Origin of the sequence: Bacillus sp. PS95 (assembly GCF_037963565.1) — a bacterium.
Classification (GTDB): Bacteria; Bacillota; Bacilli; order Bacillales; family Bacillaceae; genus Bacillus; species Bacillus subtilis.
Map to the genome: position 1 here is coordinate 2024558 of NZ_CP150160.1, position 23123 is coordinate 2047680.

Below are 23123 nucleotides of genomic sequence, written 5' to 3' on the forward strand. Positions count from 1 at the left end.
TCATGTCTCCCTGTCACGATTTTCTACAATTCTTCCACCAAGCTGGATATGCTGTCCAAGTCCTCAGCCGTTAATGATTGACTGCTGAAATCGCTCAGTGTCTTTTCTGTTTTCTGTTGACCGGCGCAGTGTTTCATAATGTCCAGCAAAAAGTGTTCAATCCTGTTAATAAGCTGCTCCATTGTGTTTCTGTGAAAGCGGGCTGGCGGATAACTAAGATTGAAATGGAGCTTTTTGTCTGCTGCCATTGCGCTCATCTCGATGATTTGCTCACGCTTCCATGTATGAGTGATATCCTTTCCGCTCCCAAGGCTTGATGGGCGGAAGGTGTCCTGTCTTTCGATGTCGTTGAACTGGCCCAAATAGTTAAAGCTGATTTCAGGTGTTTTTGAAAACGTAATGCTTTTATTTTCAGGGTGTGTAAGGTATTTCAGCATACCGTAACCTACCCCTTTGTTTGGTATCCGGCCCAGTGTATCTTTAACGGTTTTTAATGCGGTTCCGAGCTCATCCCTATGATTTTCAAAGCTTATGAGGGCCGGATACATGGATGTAAACCAGCCGACCGTCCTGCTGATATCTAACTCTGGCAGAATGTGTTCTCTCCCGTGTCCTTCCATAGCGATACGGAGCTTGCTTCCTCCTGTCCATTCACAAATCGCCAAGGATGCTGCGGTTAACAGAATATCTTGTGTATCTGTGCCATAGGCGTGATTGACGTTTTGCAGCAAGACGGCGGTGTCTGCTTCAGTCAGTGAAAAGTTTAATGAGTCCCTTTTGCTGAAGTCGATGTTTACTTGATGCGGTATTTCATAGGGCAGTTCTGCGTCTTGCTGTTCTTCTACACTTCGCCAATACGCCTCTTCGCGAATCAGCTTACTGCTTTGGGCATATTCCTGTATGCGTCTTGCGTATTCCTGGTAGGAATCCGTTTTAGGTGGAAGCTGGATCGTCTGGCCTGCAGCAGCTTGTTGATATCCGGCTGACAAATCCTCCAGCAAAATCCGCCATGAGACACCATCAACGACAAGGTGATGGATCGCAAGGAACAAGTAATCTCCGGTCAGTGTTTTAAACAAAGCGGCGTGCAACAATGGTCCTTCCTGCAAATTGATGCTTTGCTGAAGATCGGCAACTTCTTGTTTGATTTTCGTCTCCCAGCCGCTTTCTGACTGTGAAAGATCAGAGATTCTTAAGCTGTATAGCTGTGACTCATGAATGCCTTGGTTGATTTGAATCCATCGCCTATCATCGTTGCGATAAACCATCCGAAGCGCATCATGATGCTCAGCCAGTTTTTTCAAGGCTGGTCTAATGGCGTTTTCAGACAAACGTCCAGAATGGAATAGCATGACAGACTGATTGAAATGGTGTCTTTCTTCAATATCTTGTGAAAAAAACCATTGCTGAACAGGCGTCCAAGGAACGTCTCCCTGAACGGGTCCTTGCTCTATGATTCTCTCTGACTTACGGATCAATGGTGATAAGTCCTTTATCTTTGGATGACGGAATAAATCACTTACCTGCAAGCTTAGTCCATAGCGCCCAAGGCGTGCAGAAACTTGAAGGGCTTTGATTGAATCTCCGCCCAATTCAAAAAACGAATCCTCTATTCCGATCCTCTGGATGCCGAGAACCTCCTGCCAGATCAACACAAGTTGGTCTTCAAGGTCATTTCGAGGTGGAGCGTACGTTTGTTTAGATGTGAAATTTGGTTCAGGAAGTGCTTTTCGGTTCAATTTGCCGTTTGATGTGAGCGGGAGAGTCTCCATTTCAATAATGTACGCCGGGATCATATAGTTTGGCAGCGAACGCGCAAGAAGAGAACGCACTTGTTCAGCATTCGTGCCTGCTTTTACGCTGATATAGCCAAACAGCTCTTTGCTCCCGGTCTGGGCTGTACGTGCTAACACTGCAGCTTCTTTGACCCCGTCTATTTGACGAAGTGCTGATTCGATCTCACCCAGCTCCACACGATAGCCTCTGACTTTTACTTGATCATCAATACGGCCAACGTACTCAATTGTCCCGTCAGGAAGCCAGCGCGCCAGATCACCTGTGCGATACAGTCGATCGCCAGGTGCAAATGGATGTGGGACAAATTTCTCTTTCGTTAAATCAGGACGGCCCAAATATCCTCTGGCGACGCCATCTCCGCCGACACAAAGTTCACCGACAGCTCCGACCGGCTGCAGCACTCCCCATTGATTTAAGATATAAGCGGTGGAATTACCAACCGGCCGCCCGATCGGAATGGAAAGTTCATATGTTTTTTGAATGTGAAGGCATGTCGAAAAAGTTGTATTTTCGGTAGGGCCATATCCATTCCATATAGATACTTCAGGGCAGACATTTCTGATTCGATTGACGTGGCTCGGCGACAAAGCTTCACCGCCAATAATCAAATGTTTCAGCTGTGAAAATGTTTGTTCATTTTGTTCTGTCAAATGATTGAATAGAGAAGATGTCAGCCAAATCGTTGTGATTCCTTGATGTTCTATGTACCTCTTAAGCTGATGGGAATCGAGAAATGTTTGTTGATCGGACAGATGCAAAGCGGCACCATTTAGCAGCGGTCCGAAAATTTCAAATGACCCAACGTCGAAACCGATTGATGATGTCATCAGAAGGCGGTCTTCAGGTGTAAATGTAATATAATTGCTGTTTTTCACAAGACGAATTACACTTCGCTGCTCAATCATGACACCCTTTGGTTTACCGGTTGATCCAGAGGTATAAATGATATATGCGAGTGAATGTGGCCCTGCTGAAGAATCAACGTTCTTCGTTTCTCCTTGCTTTTGAATATCTTCGATTATGATTTGTTCACATTCAATGTCTAATCGTTGTTTTTCTGTTTTTTCAGATTGAAGGAGTAATGCCGCCCCGCTGTCTGACAGCATATAAGCTATTCGTTCAACAGGCAGATCAGAAGCAATAGGCAGATAGGCTCCCCCGGCTTTTAGAATGCCCAGCATTCCTGCAATGAGTTCTGGTGTTCTGCCTGTCAACAAGGCTACAACACTATCAGGCCCTACGCCCTTAATCTGTAGAACTGAGGCAATTTGATTTGCCCAGCTGTTCAGGTCCTCGTAAGTAAATACTTGGGTGTCGCTGACAATTGCTACAGCATTAGGCGTTTGTTCAGCCTGCATTTCAAAGAGTCTGCTGATGGTTTCATTTCTTGGATAATCTATTTTTGTGCGATTGAGCTCGTGGATAAGGTAATGGGTCTCATCCTCATTCAGGATATTTATTGTTCCGAGAGCGGCTTTGTTGTCTTTGATGATGGAGAGTAACATATTGATGAAGTATTGAAGCCACTTTTCTATCGTTTTTTTCTTATATAAGTCAGTACTAAACTCCATTTGGAACGTCAGCAAACCGTGGGGCTGTTCCTGGGCATATAGGGTTAAATCAAATTTGGACGTTTGATGCCCATTGTTTGCTGCAGGTTTGAGACAAAGTTCATCCAGCTCCAACGATTCCTGATCCATGTTTTGAAGAACAAACATTACGTCAAACACTGGATTCCGGCTCATATCCCGTGTCAATTCAAGCTTATCAACAAGCTCTTCGAACGGGTAATCTTGGTGCTCAAAGGCTTCCAATGCTGTCTCACGCACTTCCTGCAAATACTGTACGAATGGCTTCCCGCCCTCCGGGCGTGTCCGAAGCGCCAGCGTGTTCACAAACATGCCGAGTATCGGCTCAAGATCCTTGTGCGGACGGCCGGCAATTGGCGAGCCGACGATGATATCCTCCTGTCCGCTTAAGCGTGACAAGAACGCGGTGTAAGCCGCAAGGAGCACCATGTACAGTGTGCTTCCGTTTTCTCGTGCCAGCTTGTGAAGGTCTGATGCAACCTCTTGATCCAGCGTAAATGAGACCTTGTCACCAGCGAAGCTTCGCACCGGCGGGCGGACATGATCAGCCGGAAGATCCAGCACAGGCAGCTCGCCCTCGAGCTGCTTCAGCCAGTACGCCCCCTGCGTTTTGTACGCGTCTCCTGTTTTGAATCCTTCTTGCCATACGGCATAATCTTTATATTGAATACGCAGTGCCGGAAGCTTCCGATTATTGTACAGCTCGCCGAATTCCCGAATCAGAATGTTGACGGAAACACCGTCTGAAATGATGTGATGCATATCAACCAGTAACAGGTGCCGCTCATCTGATACCTTTACGATTTGGGCACGGAACAGCGGCGCTTGGCTGAGATCAAACGGCTTGATAAACGCGGCTGCCGATTCCTGTTCGGTTTGGTCGCCGAGAACTGTCGTCTGTAATGTAAACGACACTTCGTCATGGATGCGCTGCACCGGATCGCCTCCTGCGTCCTGTTCGAAGGCGGTCCGAAGCGACTCGTGGCGCTTGATCAGCTCTTTGAAAGCTCTGTCCATCCTTTCAGGGTTGAGCTTCCCTTCGAGCTCTAACACAGCCGGCATATTGTAGCCTGTCCCTCCGTCCTCCAGCTGCTGAAGGACATAAATCCGCTTTTGGGCAGAGGAAACCGGATAGGTTTCCTGTTTTTCAGAGGGCTTAATCGCTTCATATGGACTGTCCGTTCCTTCACGGATAACGGCAGCCAGCCCTTCTACCGTCGGATGGGCAAACACATCTTTTAGCGGCACCTGTACATCGAATTCTTTGGCGATCCGTGAGACAAGCGCCGTTGCTTTTAAGGAATGTCCCCCGCGGTCAAAAAAGTTGTCGTGAATCCCGACAGGGCCATTTTTCAGCACGTCCTCCCATAGCTGAGAAAGTTTCATCTCAGTCACGTTTCTCGGCGCCGTGTAGGTCTCCGCATCTGCCGCTCCGCTAGGAGCTGGCAGGGCGTTTCGGTCGAGCTTTCCGCTTGGTGTAACCGGCCACTGTTCCATCTCTATCATATAGGCTGGGACCATGTAGCCCGGCAACAGTCTCTCAAGCTGCGCTCGGATTTCGTTTCTTTGGAGCCCTTCTACATAAGCGCATAATTCCGGCTCACCGCTGTCTGTCCGTACGGTAACGGCCGCCTCTCTTACACCTTCTATATTTCTTAGTGCCGCTTCAATTTCTCCCGGCTCAATCCGGTAGCCGCGGATTTTCACCTGATCATCCGTGCGCCCGAGGAATTCAATATTCCCGTCAGGGAGCCAGCGCGCCACATCCCCTGTTTTGTACATGCGTTCCCCCGGGCAAAACGGGTCTTCTAGAAAACGCTCCTCCGTTAATGCCGGCCGATTCAAATAACCTCTGGCAACACCCGCTCCGGCAATGTACAGTTCGCCGGCGACACCAGAAGGCTGTACGGCTAAATGTGGATCTAAAACATACAAACGCGCACCGGGTACGGGCTTCCCAATCGGAATCCGCAAACGGTCTCTGTCCCGTTCTGGATCCAATACGTAAAATGCCGCGTCTACCGTTGCTTCTGTCGGCCCGTAGCCATGGATTAATGATACCTGCGGCAATACAGAAGCAAAACGGGCTGCCGTACGCGGCGCAAGCGGTTCACCTCCGGCGAATACACGCTTCAGGCTTGTCCTGTCACTCAGCCTTTCGATTTCCGCTTGATCGAGAAAGCTATTCAGCATAGCCGGAATAAAATGAGCCGTTGTCACGTTTTCCTGATGAATGGCTTGTACGATCAACGCGGGGTCTTTTTCCCAGCCGGGCGGAAGCAGATACGCCGAAGCACCGGAAAGAGTCCACCAAAACAGCTGCCAGACAGACGCATCAAAGGAAAAAGAGGTTTTCACCATGACAATGTCATCTTCCGAAAGCGGAAACTGGTGCTGCATGCCGGTCAGAAAGGAAACAGCCTGGCGGTGCTCAACGGCCACTCCTTTTGGCTGCCCGGTAGAGCCCGATGTATAGATGACATAGGCGAGAGAACCGCCGTCAGCAGGAGTAAATAGATGGTTTTCTGCTTTTTCGCTCGCAAGAGATGTCATGTCAACTTCAAGCGTCTCTCCGGAAAAGTTCGGTACGGAACATTTCGGCTGCGTCAGCAAGAGTGATGCCCCGCTGTCTTTCAGCATGTAGCTCAGCCGCTCCTTTGGATACGCAGGATCAAGCGGCAAATAGGCCCCTCCGGCCTTCAATACAGCAAGGACAGCGATCAGCATGTCAGGTGAGCGTTCAGACAGGACACCGACGATACTTTCGTTTGTGACGCCGCGTGCCGCTAGGTGCGCAGCCAGCCGGCTGGCGTACATGTCAAGCTCAGCATATGTCAGCGAACCGCCGGAAAAGCGAATCGCTGGCCGCTCCGGTGTGACTGCCGCCTGTCGCTCAAACAGCCCATGCAGGGTTGGGGCTTCAGGTGAAACAGATACTGTCCTGTTATTTTGAGAAACGATTTTCCGTGTTTTGTCCTCATCTAGCAATGTCATCTTTGACACAGGAAGAGATGGATCAGAGATGACGTCAGAGATCATGTGCTGTAAATAATCTTTTATCTCAGACATCATATTTGGTTGATAAGTGCCTGTATGAAAATGAATCCGAACGTACAAAGTACGCCCTGGGATCACTTTGACACTGCATCTATAATTAGTTACCTCTTCCATCTCAAAATTTTTCACGGAGAAATCAAATGATCCAGCTTGATTCAGCTCTTCAATCTCTTGTTGAGTAGGTGTATTTTCAAAGACGATAATATGATCAATCAGCTCTTGTTTAAGAGCGCTCTGCGCCTGAATGTCATATAAAGGGAAGTAACTATACGCTTCTGCTTCAGTCATGTCCTTTTGCATTCCGCTGACTAGGTCAGAAAAAGACAGAAAATCACTTTGGACTCGAATAGGAATGGTATTGATAAAAAGTCCGACCATGTTTTCCACATCTTTTAGCTCAGAAGGTCTGCCTGATATAACTGATCCGAACACAGCATCGTCGCGGCAATTGAACTTTTGGAGCATGATTCCCCATAAAGCTTGGAAAACAGTGTTAAGTGTCGCACCACATGCTGCAGCGATTTTCTGTAATTCGGAGGTTTCTTTTTCAGGAATGGTAAACGTGATCTGCTGTAATGTCCCATCCGACATTTGATCTGTTCTTTTAGGCAGAGGTGAAGCTTTTTCGAAATGCTGAAGCCTCTTTTTCCAATACTCAGCTGCTTCTTCCCGGTCTTGCTGCATCAGCCATTTAATATACGTCCCGTACGGCTGTACGGGAGGCAAATCAGGAAACTGCCCTTTTCCAAGCGCTTGATAAATATGGAGAAAGTCTTTAATGACGATGCCTAAACACCAGCCATCCATTAAAATATGATGGTGGCTCCAGATACAGACATAATGATCAGGCGCCCATTTTAAAATAGATATTCTCATCAGTACATCCGTTTGGAGATCGAAGCCCCTGGATTTATCCTGCTCTTTGAATGCCTCTGTACAATGTTCTTTATCTTTTTCATTGAGATGAGAAATATCTTCAACATGAACATGGCAATGACGTTGCTTGAGCACGACTTGACGAGGTTTGGCTACATTTTTATAGATGAATGCTGTTCGAAAGATATCGTACCTGTCAAAAACAGCATCCATACTTTTCTGGAAACGCTCCAAGTCAAGCTGTCCATTGATCGTAAAAGAAGCCTGTTCAAAATAAGCTCTCGACTGTTCATCATACAGTGAGTGAAAAAGCATCCCTTCCTGCATAAATGACAAAGGGTATATATCCTGTATTTCGGGTTGCTGCGGCATCAGTGAATCTCCTCTCCTATAGTTTGTTGACGGCTCCCATGATCTCACTCAATTCATCAAGCGTTAAGTCTTCATCAGTGAAATCAGATGCGCTCCACTCTCGGTTTTCTTTGCCGGTACAATGCTCAATGATGTTTTCCAGAGTCTGTTTAAAATGCTCGGCAAATGTTTGGATTGTTTTTTCCTCAAATTGATGCCTGTTATAGATGATGTGCATGTTCAGGCACCCCGAAGAAACGGCGCCGCTGATATCCAGTGCATAAGGACGCTCCCAGTTCGGGCTGATCTCATTTCCTGGCTTGATGTCAGACACCTCAAAGGCATTTGATTGAATATCCTGATCAAACTGGCCTAAATAATTAAAGCTGATTTCTGGGCTGTTTTTCTGAGAGCCCCATCTTTTGCTGATATATTTCAGCACGCCGCAGCCCGCGCCTTTATGCGGTATACGGTGCAGCATATCTTTTGTCTGTTTAATAAGGTGGCCCAGCCGCTCTTCTTTGTCCTTATGATCGGAATCTCTCATATCAAGCCACACAGGATAAATGGAGGTGAACCACCCAACAGTTCTGCTAATATCGATGTTCTCAAGATATGATTCCCTTCCGTGGCCCTCCATGCTGATTTTAAATTGGTTATTTCCCGTCCATTTCTGCAAAGCAAGACCTAAAGCTGTCAGAAGGATATCATTCATCTCCGTGCTGTAAGCTTTATGTGCAGCCGTTAGTAGTAATTCTGTGTGATGGCGAGATAGCTCAAAATCAATCACTTCTGTATCTTTGAATGTGTTAGATGATGCGTCATTGTCTTTTGGAATAGGCTGGATGTGACGGTTCTCGCACTCATCCCAGTACGTTGCTTCGCGCTGCACCTGGCGACTTTTAGAGTAGTCAGCTATTCTTTGTGAATACGTTAAATATGAATCTGTTTTTTGCGGCAGTTTAATAGATTCTCCTGAGACTGCCTGTTTGTAAGCCGCTGAAAAATCCTCGAACAAAATGCGCCAGGAAACCGCATCAACAACTAAGTGATGAATCGTCAGAAATAAATGGTCACCATTCTCGGTTCTAAACAATCCAGCGTGAAGTAAGGGGCCGGTTTCCAAACGAATATGTTCTTGCATCCGGCTGGCTGCTTCCTCAATCGTGTTCCGGGCTTCTGTTAGGCTATCCTTTACATCAAACAGTTCAAGTGCATATAGCTCCTCATCTGAAAGATCTATCCCTCTGTTTATCTGCACCTGCCTGCCATCTTCATGCCGGGATACGATTCTCAGTGCATCATGATGAGTCACAAGGCTTTTTAGTACTTTTCTAAGCGCAGCCTCATCAAATCGTTCAGCCCGGTAGATCATAACGGACTGGTTAAAATGATGGCTTTCCAGAGATTGCGAGAAAAACCACTGCTGGATAGGTGTCCAAGTAATCTCGCCTTCGACCGGGCCTTGGTCAATGGCGCGTACGTCTTTTCGAACCCGGGCGGACAGTTCACCAAGAGTCTGATGTTCAAGCATCTCACGTACTGTCGTTTCAAATCCGCGCTGCTTCAGTCTGGCACAAACCTGCAGCGCTTTAATAGAGTCTCCGCCAAGCTCAAAGAAATTGGCACTTACACCCAGCTCATCTACATTAAGAAGCTCTTCCCAAATTTCAGCCATCACCGTTTCAATCTCATTTCTAGGATTGATATCATCAGCTGTATAAGCTTGTTTTTCAGGCTCTGGCAGGGCTTTCTGATCGAGCTTTCCATTAACAGTCACCGGGATGCTGTCAATTTGTATCATACGGGCAGGCAGCATAAAGTCAGGCAAGGCGTTTTTTAGGTAAGTTCGGATGTCTGATATATTCGCAGCCTGTTGATCTTTTATCACCATATATGCATATATAGCTGTTTGCCCTTGCTCGTCTGCTCTGGTAATGACAGCCGCCTCTTTAATCATTGGATACTGAAGAAGTGCCGCTTGGATTTCGCCTAACTCAATACGGTGCCCTCTGACTTTCACCTGCTCATCAATGCGGCCTAAGTATTCCAGCTCGCCATTTGACAGGCGCTTAGCAAGATCTCCTGTTCGGTATAATCTGTCTCCCGGAAGATAAGGATTGGATACAAAACGGTCAGCGGTCAGCTCATCTCTGTTGAGATATCCCCATGCCACACCTTCTCCGCCTATATACAGCTCCCCTGGAACTCCGATCGGCTGCAGATTCATATGAGCATCCATCACATAAGCCTGCAGAGTAGAAAGAGGCCGGCCGATATTACTTTTATTTTTTGCAATGTCTGCTGCGGACAATTTTTTGAATGTTACATGGACCGTTGTTTCTGTAATACCGTACATATTAATCAAATCAGTATGAGGATATTTTTCATTCCAGCTTTGAAGCAATCCGGGCTGTAAGGCTTCGCCGCCAAAAATCACATAGCGGATGTTTAAATGATCTGTATGATTTTGGTCTTCAAGCATCAAGCCGTAAAAAGCAGTCGGGGTCTGATTGAGTACAGTGACGCGCTCTTTTTTTAACAATAAACGGAATGCATGGGGGTCACGGGCTGTTTCTTTAGAGACCACGACTAATGTACCTCCGTTCAATAACGCACCGAACATCTCCCATACAGAGAAATCAAAGCAATAAGAATGAAATAACGTCCAGATGTCTTCATGGTTAAATTCAAAAGGCAGGTTTTGATGCTTCAAGAGACTGATCACATTGCGGTGCTCGACTATGACTCCCTTTGGCTGGCCAGTCGTTCCAGATGTGTATATCACGTATGCGGGCTGATCTGTTACTATTTCTTGAATGTTTACATCAGCCGGAATTGAGTCGTTTTCACATTCATCGATATACAAAATATGCCCGGTGTAGTCTGCAGGTTTGTTTTGACCGCGCTCTGTCAGCAGCCGTTTTGCTCCGCTGTCATTGAGCATAAAGCTAATACGCTCCTTGGGATATTCAGGATCAATCGGCAAATAGGCCCCTCCAGCTTTTAAAATCGATAAAATGCCAATGATCATATCAGGTGACCGATCGAGCATCAGACCGACGATATCGCCAGTTCTGACCCCTTGTTTGATCAGCATAGCAGCTGCCAGCTCGGCTTTTTCATTCAGGTCTTGATACGTAAGCTGAGAATGGCCGCAAACCACTGCGATATGCTCCGGATGCTGAGCGGCTTGCTTTTCAAATAAGCTTACTATATTTTCATTTCTCGGATAAGCCGCATACTGTCCCATTTTTTCAAGGAGCAACCTACGCTCTGCAGCAGGAAGCAATTGCATGTCCGAAATTCTCATCTCGGTATCCGCCGTTACCCCTTTCACCAATTCAATAAAATAGGATGCCCACTGCGTAATGGTTTCTTCTTCAAAAAGAGCAGTGCTGTATTCAAAACGGCAGCGTATTCCACTCGGATGCTCCTCAGCGTGTAATGTTAAATCGAATTTAGATATATCATGTTTAGGAGTGACAGACGAAATCGACAGACCAGGCACTTCGAACCGGAAATCTTCACTGCTCTGAAGCACAAGCATCGCATCGAACAGCGGGTTGCGATTTACCTCTCGATTTGTATCGAGCTTATCTGCCAGCTCCTCAAAAGGATAATCCTGATGCTCGTAAGCGGTCAGAGCCAGGTGGCGAATGTCCTGCAAATAGGAGCTGAACGTTTTGTGGCCCTCGGGCTTGCTGCGCATCGCCAATGTATTGACGAACATTCCGATGACGCGCTCCAGATCAGCGTGCGGTCTTCCGGCAGCAGGCGAACCGACAACAATATCCTCTTGCCCGCTTAGCTTAGATAACAAAATAGAATAGACAGCCAGAAGAATCATATACAATGTTGTTCCCGTTTCAGCCATTAAACGGTGCAGCTCATCAGCCATGTCTTTATCAATGTTGACTTCAATTGTTCCACCGCTGAAATCAGGGAGACGCGGCCTTGTTTTATCAAGCGGTAATTCTAGTGTAGGAAGACTCCCGCCAAGCTGACCGAGCCAGTAGGCCTCCTGTTTTTTGTATAGCTCTTTCGGGTAGTTCTCTTGCTGCCAAACAGCAAAATCCTTATAATGCAGGTTTAAAGCTGGCAGCTCTTTTCCGCAATATAAGTCAGTAAATTCTTGGACAAGAGTGCTCATCGAGACACCGTCGGCAATAATATGGTGCATATCGAGCAGCAAAAATCCGCGATTATTGCCCATTGTAATGACACATGCTCTAAAAAGCGGACCGGATGATAGATCAAACGGTTTGATAAAGGTCTCGATTGCAGACTCAAGCATTTGTTCTGACTCCATTTCAAGCTCTTTTAGATCAAAAGCCATCTCTGGATAAATGATCTGCACAGGCTCGTCTCTGTTAAGCACAAAAACAGTCCGTAATGCTTCATGCCGATTCACAAGTTCTGTGAGAACGCTTCTCAACCGCTGGCGATTCAGATTTCCGCGTAATTCAAGTACAGCTGGCATGTTGTAGCCTGTGCTGTCATCTGCCAGCTGATGAAGAGCATATAATCGTTTTTGCGAGAAAGACAGCGGATAGACATCTCTTTGATCCGCAGGTTCAATCTGTGTAAAAGCGTGTTCTTTTAAGCTCATCAATTTGACCGCCATGCTTTCAACCGTCGGATAAGAAAACACCTCACTGAGCGGCAGCTCGACATTAAGCTTTTTATGTATTCTTGATACCAGTGCGGCCGCTTTTAAGGACTGTCCGCCTAACTGAAAGAAATCATCACGAATGCCGATGTGCTGTTTATTCAGCACATCTTCCCAAATATGTGCGAGATCAGCTTCGATTAAGGTTCGGGGCGCCATATATGTGACACTCGTATTGTTTTCTGGTTCAGGAAGCGCAAACCTGTCAAGCTTGCCGCTGGATGTTAATGGCATCCGGCTGATGTTGATAATACTTGCTGGGATCATATAGGACGGCAATGTCCCGGCAAGATGCTGATACAAATCTGGGAGGCTGTTTCCCTTTTCCGGAACGATATAAGCAACGAGCTCCTTTTCCTCAGCAGAAACATCACGGGCCAGTACCGCTGCTTCTTTTACCCCCGGTGCTTGTCGAAGAACTGTTTCAATCTCTCTCAGTTCAATACGATAACCCCTAATTTTCACTTGATCATCAAAACGTCCAATATATTCAATCGTTCCATCAGGCAAAAAGCGGCCTGCATCACCTGTTCGGTATAAACGCTCCCCTTCAAGGAATGGATGATCGGAGAATGCTTTCTGTGTCAGCTCTTGCTGTTTGTAGTATCCTCTCGCAAGACCCGCGCCGGAAATACACAGTTCACCCGCCGCGCCGATCGGCTGCATTTGATTTCCGTGCAAAACAAATACTTTTGTGTTTCTGATCGGGTGTCCGATTGTGATCCTCTCTTTTTCATTCAGATGCCGCAATATTGTTGTTGCCACACTGTTTTCTGTGGGCCCGTATTCATTTGCCAGTTCAGCATAAGGACAAATCATTTGACTCAACTCAAGCAGATCAGGCGTGACCGCTTCACCCGCAAATGTAACAATACGAAGACTTTTTGCATCGTCAGCAGTCATCACTTCCAATAACACCCTGTACAGGGAAGGAACAATGATCATGTGGCTGACCTTATAACGGGCTATTTTTCGCTTAAGGGCCAGCACATCCTTCGCTTCGTCATCTGTTGTCAGCAGTACGCACGCACCAGATAAAAGCGGGGTAAATAAGCTCGTTACACAGCCGTCAAACACGTACGAAAACAAATGGAGGGATATATCCTGTTCGGTCATGCTATACTCTTCCCGTCTCCATTGCAATGTATTGGCAATACCGTGATGATCAACTAAAACCCCTTTAGGGCGCCCCGTCGTTCCCGACGTATAGATCAAGTAGGCTAGATCACCTGGGGGCATATTTGGCGCTTCTGTTTGGTAACTTTCTGTATGTTCTATCGTTATCGTATTTCCTTCATAGGACGGAGGGATCAAGGAAATAAGGTCTTCTTCTATCAGTAATTGAGCCGCTTGACTGTCCTTCAGCAGGAAAGAAAGACGTTCTGCTGGAAAATGTGGATCAAGCGGCATATAAGCGCCGCCTGCTTTCCAAATCCCAAGCAAAGCTGCAGGCATTTCCATTGACCGGCCCATCATCACAGCCACGATATCTCCAGATCTAACGCCTTTTTCTATCAGGGCGTGCGCAATCTGATTGGCTCTTATATTTAATTGGCGATAGGTCCAGCAATCGTCTCCCATTTTTAATGCAGCCGCTTCAGGTGTTTTGCGGGCTTGTTCCTCGAACAATTGGGGTATCGTTTTGTTCACATAAGGACGCTCAGTTTCGTTAAACGATTGGATAACCTGTTGCTCCTCCGGCGGCACGATATTGATGTCACTGACGGCAACATCGGGATTTGTCAAAATGCAATCCAGTGCTTGCTTTAGATGCCCCTGAATCCTCAGCATCTCCTCCCGCTCGTAAACGTCTGCGTTGTAGCTGAATTTGATATAAAATGATTCTCCCGGAACGATAACGATATTAAAGTCGTAATTGGTTTGTTCCGACATTGAAATGTCACTCAGCTTCAGAGCGCCTTCGTCATTTTCACTCTCCACGCTTAATGCCTGATGAAGCTGTACAGGGTAATTTTCAAAAACAAAAATATGATCGATCAACCCTTGCTTCAATGGACTATGGTTTTGAATTTCATAAAGCGGATAATACCCATGCTGTTCAGATGATAAAATATCCTCCTGCACGGCTTTGACCAGCGAAGAAAACGTTATGCCTTCCGCAGATCGGATTCGCACTGGAACAGTATTGATAAACAAGCCGACCATTGATTCAATCCCGTCAATCGCTGACGGGCGTCCCGAAATGACGGACCCAAAAACGGCATCATCTGCAGCATTATATCGATGGAGCAGCACGCCCCAAATACTCATAAACAACGTGTTTAATGTCACTCCCCAGTTTTGGGCAGCCTCTGTCAGTTTCTCAACCATTTCCTGCGCTAATGAAAAGCTGATCTGGTCGGCTTTATAATCCCCGTCTGCCGTACGGCGCTTTATTCGGGGAATAGAAGCAGTATTGCCGTACTCCTTCAAATATTCGCTCCAGTAGGCAGCGGTCTCTTCTTGATCTTGTTCTCCGAGCCATTCAATATAACGGCTGTACGGCACCGTGCTGCCAAGCTGTACAGGTGAGTTATTTTTGAGCGAATCATACATGCTGAAAAACTCTTTAAGAATAATGCCGAGACACCACCCATCCATGATGATATGGTGATGTGTCCAGACACATGTATATTGGCTGTCTCCTCTATCAAAAAGGGCAAGACGCATTAAAGGATCTTTTTGCAAATCAAATCCTTTTTCCCGATCCTTAGTCATAAAAGCATCAATCAGCGTCTGCTGTTCTTGATCAGCCAGGCGAGAAATATCTTCTCTATATACTGTCAATTCCCGGTTTGATAAGACTACCTGCTGCGGACCTGTAAGATCTGGTACTTCTTTAATGAAAATCGTTCTGAAAATATCATATCTAGAAACAAGAAGGTTTAAGCTCTTTTGAAACGAGTCGACGCATAGATTCCCTGTGATCGTAAACGAGGTCTGTTCGATATATGCTTTCGAGCTGAAATCCATTAGTGAATGAAACAGCATTCCTTCCTGCATGTGCGATAACGGATAAATATCTTGAATTTGTGCCGATTGTGCCATCAATTCCACACACCTTTTCAAAAGTTAAAGATCTTTCACGAGATCTTCGATGCTAGATAATGCAGACAACGTTAATTCCTTATTGCTGAAATCGCTCAATGTTTTTTCGCGTGCTTTTTTCTGCGAACAATGCTCAATCGTCTCGATAAGATGCCTGTGAAAACGATCCATAAAGCACTCAATTGAGTGTTTGCTGAACGCCTGGGTGTATACCGCTTTTACTTGAAGCCGTCCGTCCGTAATGAGAGCATTGATGTCTAGCTCATACTCTCGTTCTCTCTCACCCGCTATTTCGTAACGGGGCTGGTAATATGATAATTGAAACGTATCAGCTTCTTTCTCTTCGCTAAATTGACCGAGATAATTAAAGCTGACCTCAGGCTCTTTATGCCGCAGTTCTCCTATGTGTGTTAACAATCCGTATCCAGTTCCTTTGTTCGGTACTCTTCTCAGCATATCTTTTGTCGTCTTAATTCGGTATGCGAGCTGATCCTCGAAAGGCTCGGGAATACCCATGTCTAGCAGAATAGGATAAATGGAAGTAAACCATCCAACGGTCCTTGAAATATCAATGTTTGGCACATGCCCTTCTCTACCGTGTCCCTCAGTGCTGATCACGACTTGGTCATGCCCAGTCCATTCAGAAAGCGCCATTCCTAAAGCCGTAAGCAAAAGTTCGTTGGCATCAGTACCATAGGCTTGCTGGGTTTCAAACAGCAATTTTTCAGTCCAGTCCCCGGATAGTACAAACGCTGCTGCGTCGCTGTTCATTTGGAGTCTGTCCGGCACATTTTCTATGTCCTTAGGAAGAAAAGCAGTGTGAGCGTCTAAAATCGTTTGCCAATACGTTTTCTCTGAAAGCAATTGTTTACTTTCAGCTATTTGGGTAAGACCATCGGCGTAGGATAAATAAGAATCCGTTTTTGGCGGTAATTGGATTTCTTTCTTTTCTAAAGCCTGTTGATATGCTGCAGCTAAATCTTCAAGCAGAATTCTCCAAGAAACGCCATCTATCACAAGATGATGAAGTGCAATCAGCAAATGATCCCCTTCTGCCGTTTTAAACAAACCTGCTTGCAGCAAAGGCCCTTTTTCTACATTCATTTTGCTTTGAATGACGGTTTCCTCAGCGGCAAGTTTTTCATCAAGATGAGCCCTTTCCAGCAATGCTTTTGTCCAATCTGAAATATAAAGGCCAAACAGTTCATGATCCTTGTGATTGATTCCGCGATTAAACTGAATGACATGGCCGTTTTGGTCACGTTGGAAAATCATGCGAATGGCATCATGATGCTCGATTATTTTACGCAGCGCTAGATGAAGCGCGTTAGCATTGAATCCTTTTTCACTGAAAAGCATGACGGACTGGTTGTAATGATAGTGAAAAGCATGTACCTGTCCGAAAAATCTTCGCTGAATCGGGGTGAGTTCAGCTTCACCTTCCGCAGGTCCCTGGTCCGCTTGAGATGCCAATGGTGTGATATGTCCGCATAGTTCCTGAATCGTTGAATAACGGAATAAGTCGCGTATTGTCATGCTCCAGCCTTCAGCTGCCAGACGTGCTGCCACTTGTAATGCTTTAATTGAGTCTCCGCCAAGCTCAAAAAAGGAATCGTGAATGCCGACTCGTGACATGCTCAGTACATCTTCCCATATATACGCCATCGTTTTTTGCATGTCGTTAACTGGTGCGGTATATGGACGCGATAACACATTATTTGGAGCCGGCAAGGCATTTCTGTCCAGCTTTCCGTTTAGGGTCAGCGGCATGTTTTCTAAAGGAATCAGATGTGCAGGAATCATATACGCTGGCAGCTCCTTTGTTAAAGCAGCACGGAGAGCATTCGTATTGACGTCTGAAGGCACAATATATGCAGCCAAACCAGCCTGTCCATTCTTATCATGCTGAACGGCAACAGCAGCTTCTCTGACAAGCCCAGTTTGAAGCAGAACACTTTCAATTTCTTCTGTTTCAATTCTGTATCCATTTATCTTTACTTGATAATCCATTCGGCCAAGAAGCCGGATCGTTCCGTTTGGAAGCCAGCATGCTCGATCACCGGTTCTGTACAGCCTTTCTCCAGAGACAAATGGATTTTCTGTAAATTTCATTTGCGTTAAGTCAGGTTTATGATGATAGCCTTTCGCAACACCTGCCCCGCCGATGCACAGCTCGCCGGCAACACCGATCGGCTGAATTTGATCAGTCTGGCTGAGTACGTACATGTGTACATTCGGCAGCGGGCTGCCGATTGGTACGTTATCTCCCGTACACTCTCCACCCATACTGGTTTCATAGAAACTCGAATCAATGGTTGCCTCTGTGACACCATAGCTATTAATGATGCGCATGCTTTGGCCAAAGCGATCTGTCAATGTTTTGAAATCTTGAGCTTTCACCATGTCGGAACCAAGGATCAGCATGTCTAAGTCAGGAAGCTTGAACTGGTTACGGTATACATACTCCATCACCGGGATAATGAGAGCCGGTGTCGACTCCATCACCGTGATTCTCTGAGAGTTCATGATTTTATATATTTCAGCAGGTTCCAGCCGTGTTTCATCTGGGCAAACGATTAGAGTCCCGCCGTTGGTCAATGTTCTCGCCAAATCTCCTGAGAAGACATCGAATGAAAAGCTCGCGATTTGAAGCAGTCTGACAGGCTTCCGATCCAGTTCATAAATTTGACGCCAAGCAAGAGCAGCATGAGTAAAGTTCTGATGGGTGACAATAACACCTTTAGGCGCACCCGTCGTTCCTGACGTATAAATGATATATACCGGCTCTTCAGGAGCAGGAGATAAGTTAAGGTTGCAGTTACTTTCTTCATAAGTGCTTTCATCGTCAAGGCAGATATGAGACATCTCAGATTCAGGCAAGTTTGAAATCAAATGCTTCAATTCCTGCTGTGAAAGTAGAATATCTGCCCCGCTATCACGAAGAATATATTCAATACGGGCTTTTGGATAATATGAATCGATTGGGATATACACTCCGCCAGCTTTCATCACTGCCAGCACTCCAACAATTGCATCAATGGACCGCTTGGCTAAAACAGCCACAGTTGGCTTCGGTCCTTTTCTGTTTTGCAATGTTCGTGCCAGACGATTGGCTCTTTCATTTAGAAGCCGATAGCTAATCTCTGTTTCGTTATCAATAACAGCTATATGTTCTGGAATTTCTTCAGCTTTCGCTTCAAATATGCGATGAAAAGGAACATCTTTTTGAGCAAATTCAACCTGAGTTTTGTTAAATTCAAAGACTATTTTTTGTTTTTCTTTATCACTAAGTATGTTTATTTGTGCAAGGCTTGTTTCAGGGGTTGAAAGTGCCGCATGCAGAAATTGGATAAAATGATCAGCCCACCGTTCAATCGTAGCTTTTAGGAATACTTCTGTACTAAATTCCATTTCGCAGCAAATAGATCCACTTACTTCCGTAGCTATTAATGTGATATCAAATAAAGAAATGTAATGTGCGAAATTGGCAGGCCGGACTTTTATTTCTCTCAGATCTATGTCCTGTTTTTCCACATTTTGAAGGATAAACATCGCATCAAACACTGGGTTCCGGCTCATATCTCGTGTCAATTCAAGCTTATCGACAAGCTCTTCGAACGGGTAATCTTGGTGCTCAAAGGCTTCCAATGCTGTCTCACGCACTTCCTGCAAATACTGTACGAATGGCTTCCCGCCCTCCGGGCGCGTCCGAAGCGCCAGCGTGTTCACAAACATGCCGAGTATCGGCTCAAGATCCTTGTGCGGACGGCCGGCAATTGGCGAGCCGACGATGATATCCTCCTGTCCGCTTAAGCGTGACAAGAACGTGGTGTAAGCCGCAAGGAGCACCATGTACAGTGTGCTTCCGTTTTCTCGTGCCAGCTTGTGAAGGCCTGATGCAACCTCTGGTTCCAGCGTAAATGAGACCTTGTCACCCGCGAAGCTTCGCACCGGCGGGCGGGCATGATCAGCCGGAAGATCCAGCACAGGCAGCTCGCCCTCGAGCTGCTTCAGCCAGTACGCCTCCTGCGTTTTGTACGCATCTCCTGTTTTAAATCCTTCTTGCCATACGGCATAATCTTTATATTGAATGCGCAGTGCCGGAAGCTTCCGATTATTGTACAGCTCGCCGAATTCCCGAATCAGAATGTTGACGGAAACACCGTCTGAAATGATGTGATGCATATCAACCAGCAACAGGTGCCGCTCATCTGATACCTTTACGATTTGGGCACGGAACAGCGGCGCTTGGCTGAGATCAAACGGTTTGATAAATGCGGCTGCGGCCTCCTGTTCGGTTCGTTCGCCGAGAACTGTAGTCTGTAACGTAAACGGCACCTCGTCATGGATGCGCTGCACCGGATCGCCTCCTGCGTCCTGTTCGAAGGAGGTACGAAGCGACTCGTGGCGCTTGATCAGCTCTTGGAAAGCTCTGTCCATCCTTTCAGGGTTGAGCTTCCCTTCGAGCTCTAACACAGCCGGCATATTGTAGCCTGTCCCTCCGTCTTCCAGCTGCTGAAGGACATAAATCCGCTTTTGGGCAGAGGAAACCGGATAGGTTTCCTGTTTTTCAGCGGGCTTAATCGCTTCATATGGACTGTCCGTTCCTTCACGGATAACGGCAGCCAGCCCTTCTACTGTTGGATGGGCAAACACATCTTTTAGCGGCACCTGTACATCGAATTCTTTGGCGATCCGTGAGACAAGCGCCGTTGCTTTTAAGGAATGTCCCCCGCGGTCAAAAAAGTTGTCGTGAATCCCGACAGGGCCATTTTTCAGCACGTCCTCCCATAGCTGAGAAAGTTTCATCTCAGTCACGTTTCTCGGCGCCGTGTAGGTCTCCGCATCTGCCGCTCCGCTAGGAGCTGGCAGGGCGTTTCGGTCGAGCTTTCCGCTTGGTGTAACCGGCCACTGTTCCATCTCTATCATATAGGCTGGGACCATGTAGCCCGGCAACAGTCTCTCAAGCTGCGCTCGGATTTCGTTTCTTTGGAGCCCTTCTACATAAGCGCATAATTCCGGCTCCCCGCTGTCTGTCCGTACGGTAACGGCCGCCTCTCTTACACCTTCTATATTTCTTAGTGCCGCTTCAATTTCTCTCGGCTCAATCCGGTAGCCGCGGATTTTCACCTGATCATCCGTGCGCCCGAGGAATTCAATATTCCCGTCAGGGAGCCAGCGCGCCACATCCCCTGTTTTGTACATGCGTTCCCCCGGGTAAAACGGGTCTTCTAGAAAACGCTCCTCCGTTAATGCCGGCCGATTCAAATAACCTCTGGCAACACCCGCTCCGGCAATGTACAGTTCGCCGGCGACACCAGAAGGCTGTACGGCTAAATGCGGATCTAAAACATACAAACGCGCACCGGGTACGGGCTTCCCAATCGGAATCCGCAAACGGTCCCTGTCCCGTTCTGGGTCCAACACGTAAAATGCCGCGTCTACCGTTGCTTCTGTCGGCCCGTAACCATGGATTAATGATACCTGCGGCAATACAGAAGCAAAACGGGCTGCCGTACGCGGCGCAAGCGGTTCACCTCCGGCGAATACACGCTTTAGGTTTGTCCCGTCACCGAGCGCTAACATTTCCGCTTGATCTAGAAAGCTGTTCAGCATAGCCGGAATAAAATGAGCCGTTGTCACGTTTTCCTGATGAATGGCTTGTACGATCAACGCGGGGTCTTTTTCCCAACCGGGCGGAAGCAGATACGCCGAAGCACCGGAAAGAGTCCACCAAAACAGCTGCCACACAGACGCATCAAAGGAAAAAGAGGTTTTCACCATGACAATGTCATCTTCCGAAAGCGGAAACTGGTGCTGCATGCCGGTCAGAAAAGAAACAGCCTGGCGGTGCTCAACGGCCACTCCTTTCGGCTGTCCGGTGGACCCCGACGTATAAATGACATAGGCGAGAGATCCGTCGCTAACAGAAGCAGACACATAACGTTTTACTTCTTCACGCTCAAGAGATGTCATGTCCACTTCAAGCGTTTCGCCAGAAAAGTTTGGTGCGGAGCATCCCGGCTGCGTCAGCAAGAGTGATGCCCCGCTGTCTTTCAGCATGTAGCTCAGCCGCTCCTTTGGATACGCAGGATCAAGCGGCAAATACGCCCCTCCGGCCTTCAATACAGCAAGGACAGCGATCAGCATGTCAGGTGAGCGTTCAGACAGGACACCGACGATACTTTCGTTTGTGACGCCGCGTGCCGCAAGGTGCGCAGCCAGTCGGCTGGCGTACATATCAAGCTCAGCGTATGTCAGCGAACCGCCTGAAAAGCGAATGGCCAGCCGCTCCGGTGTGGAAGCTGCCTGTTGCTCAAACAGCCCATGCAGGGTGAAAGCTTTAGGCGAAACAGCTTCCGTCTTGTTAAACTCATACAACAATTTTTGCTTTTCTCTTGTATTCGTCATATCTAATTCTCTTATAAAGCTGTGCGGATGTTGAAGGGCGTTTTCCAGTATGGTAAGCAAATGAGATTGTATTCGTTTAATATCCTCAAGAGAAAACAAGGTATTTTGATAGTCGAAATTTAATTGAATGGTTCCATTGTCTATCCGTTCTTGTATTTGAACTGAAAGCTCATTCGCAGTGTATCCGCTGAAATAAAGCGCTGTTTCATAGTCAAAATCATCTGCATTGTGCCACTGAAGTGGCTGATACTGCATAGATATACCGATAAGGTTGTGTAAATCCTTCTGTTCATTTCTTAATTCATTTACAAGCAAATTATAAGGAAACCGTTGATGACGCATAACAGAAAGCTGTTCCCTGCCTATTGTGCGGACAAAGGAAAGAAAATCTGTGTCAGGATCAACCGTTATTCTGATTGGAAGGGAACTAACGAACATGCCGAGCATTTCTTTTTCAGCCTTTGAACCTCTGTTGCCATAGTAGGTGCCAATGGCAAGATCTTTTTTAGAAGTGATTCGGCTGATGCATATGTAAAATGAAGCCATAAATAAGGAAATGATATTGATCTTGTGTTCTTCGCAGAAGATTCGAATCGTTTGCTCTAGATCAGGTGAAAGAATGATGGTGTCTCTGGATGCAGATGTGCTCTGTTTTTGTAAGGACGTCTGGTCGGCTAACGAGTGGTATTCCAACGGGTGCTCAAAGGTTTGTGTCCAAAATAAACGGTCCTTTGCAAACCGTGGAGATTGTAGATATTGACTCTCTTTTTCGATGTAGCTCAAGTAAGAAGGTTCCGGCTGATCAGGTAAAGGATCTTTCTTTTTCATTTTTTGATAAAGATCTATAATTTGATTTCCCATCACATTTAAAGAGATTCCATCCATTATGATATGATGGAATTTCGCAAATAGCCAAACTTCATGAGAGTCAATTCTAAGGAGGTAAAATTGATAAAGAGGCGAGTTGAACAGTTTAAATGGAATGCTCGCTTGATCCTGAATCCATTGCTCTATTTCTATCATTTCAACATTTGAAAAATCAATTATTCTAAGTGGATAATATTTATATTCAGTAAGGAGCAATCGCGGCTCAAGCTCTTCTCCTTCTAACAGCTGAAATCTAATGGCGTCGTTGCGGGAGATGGAATGATTCAGTGCTCCCTCCAGAGTATCAAGCTCAATATTGCCTTTAAATTTCACACAGGCTGTGAGATTGCAAATGCTGGTATCTGGCTCCAGCAGTTCGGTAAACCACACTCTCCTTTGGGCATGGGTTAAAGAATAAGTATGTTCGCTCAACGGATTCCCTCCAGTTCTCATAA

At 46.5% G+C, this 23123-nt stretch carries 3 protein-coding genes; all 3 read right to left on the reverse strand.

The annotated features are described in order from the left end of the window. Positions 1-23: 23 nt before the first annotated feature. The 3 genes from ppsC to ppsA are packed head-to-tail and all read right to left on the reverse strand — an operon-like array spanning position 24 to position 23100. Complete coding sequence (gene ppsC / locus NSQ12_RS10240; protein WP_339176608.1) at positions 24-7691, reverse strand: plipastatin non-ribosomal peptide synthetase PpsC; 7668 nt, start codon at positions 7689-7691, stop codon at positions 24-26. A gap of 16 nt (positions 7692-7707) precedes the next feature. Further along, on the reverse strand, positions 7708-15390 hold the full coding sequence (gene ppsB, locus NSQ12_RS10245; protein ID WP_339176610.1) for a plipastatin non-ribosomal peptide synthetase PpsB: 7683 nt from the start codon (positions 15388-15390) through the stop codon (positions 7708-7710). Between the two features lie 24 nt (positions 15391-15414). Continuing rightward, the gene (ppsA, locus tag NSQ12_RS10250; RefSeq protein ID WP_339176612.1) at positions 15415-23100 is read right to left on the reverse strand and encodes a plipastatin non-ribosomal peptide synthetase PpsA; all 7686 of its coding nucleotides are present in this window, start codon (positions 23098-23100) and stop codon (positions 15415-15417) included. Positions 23101-23123 lie beyond the last annotated feature (23 nt).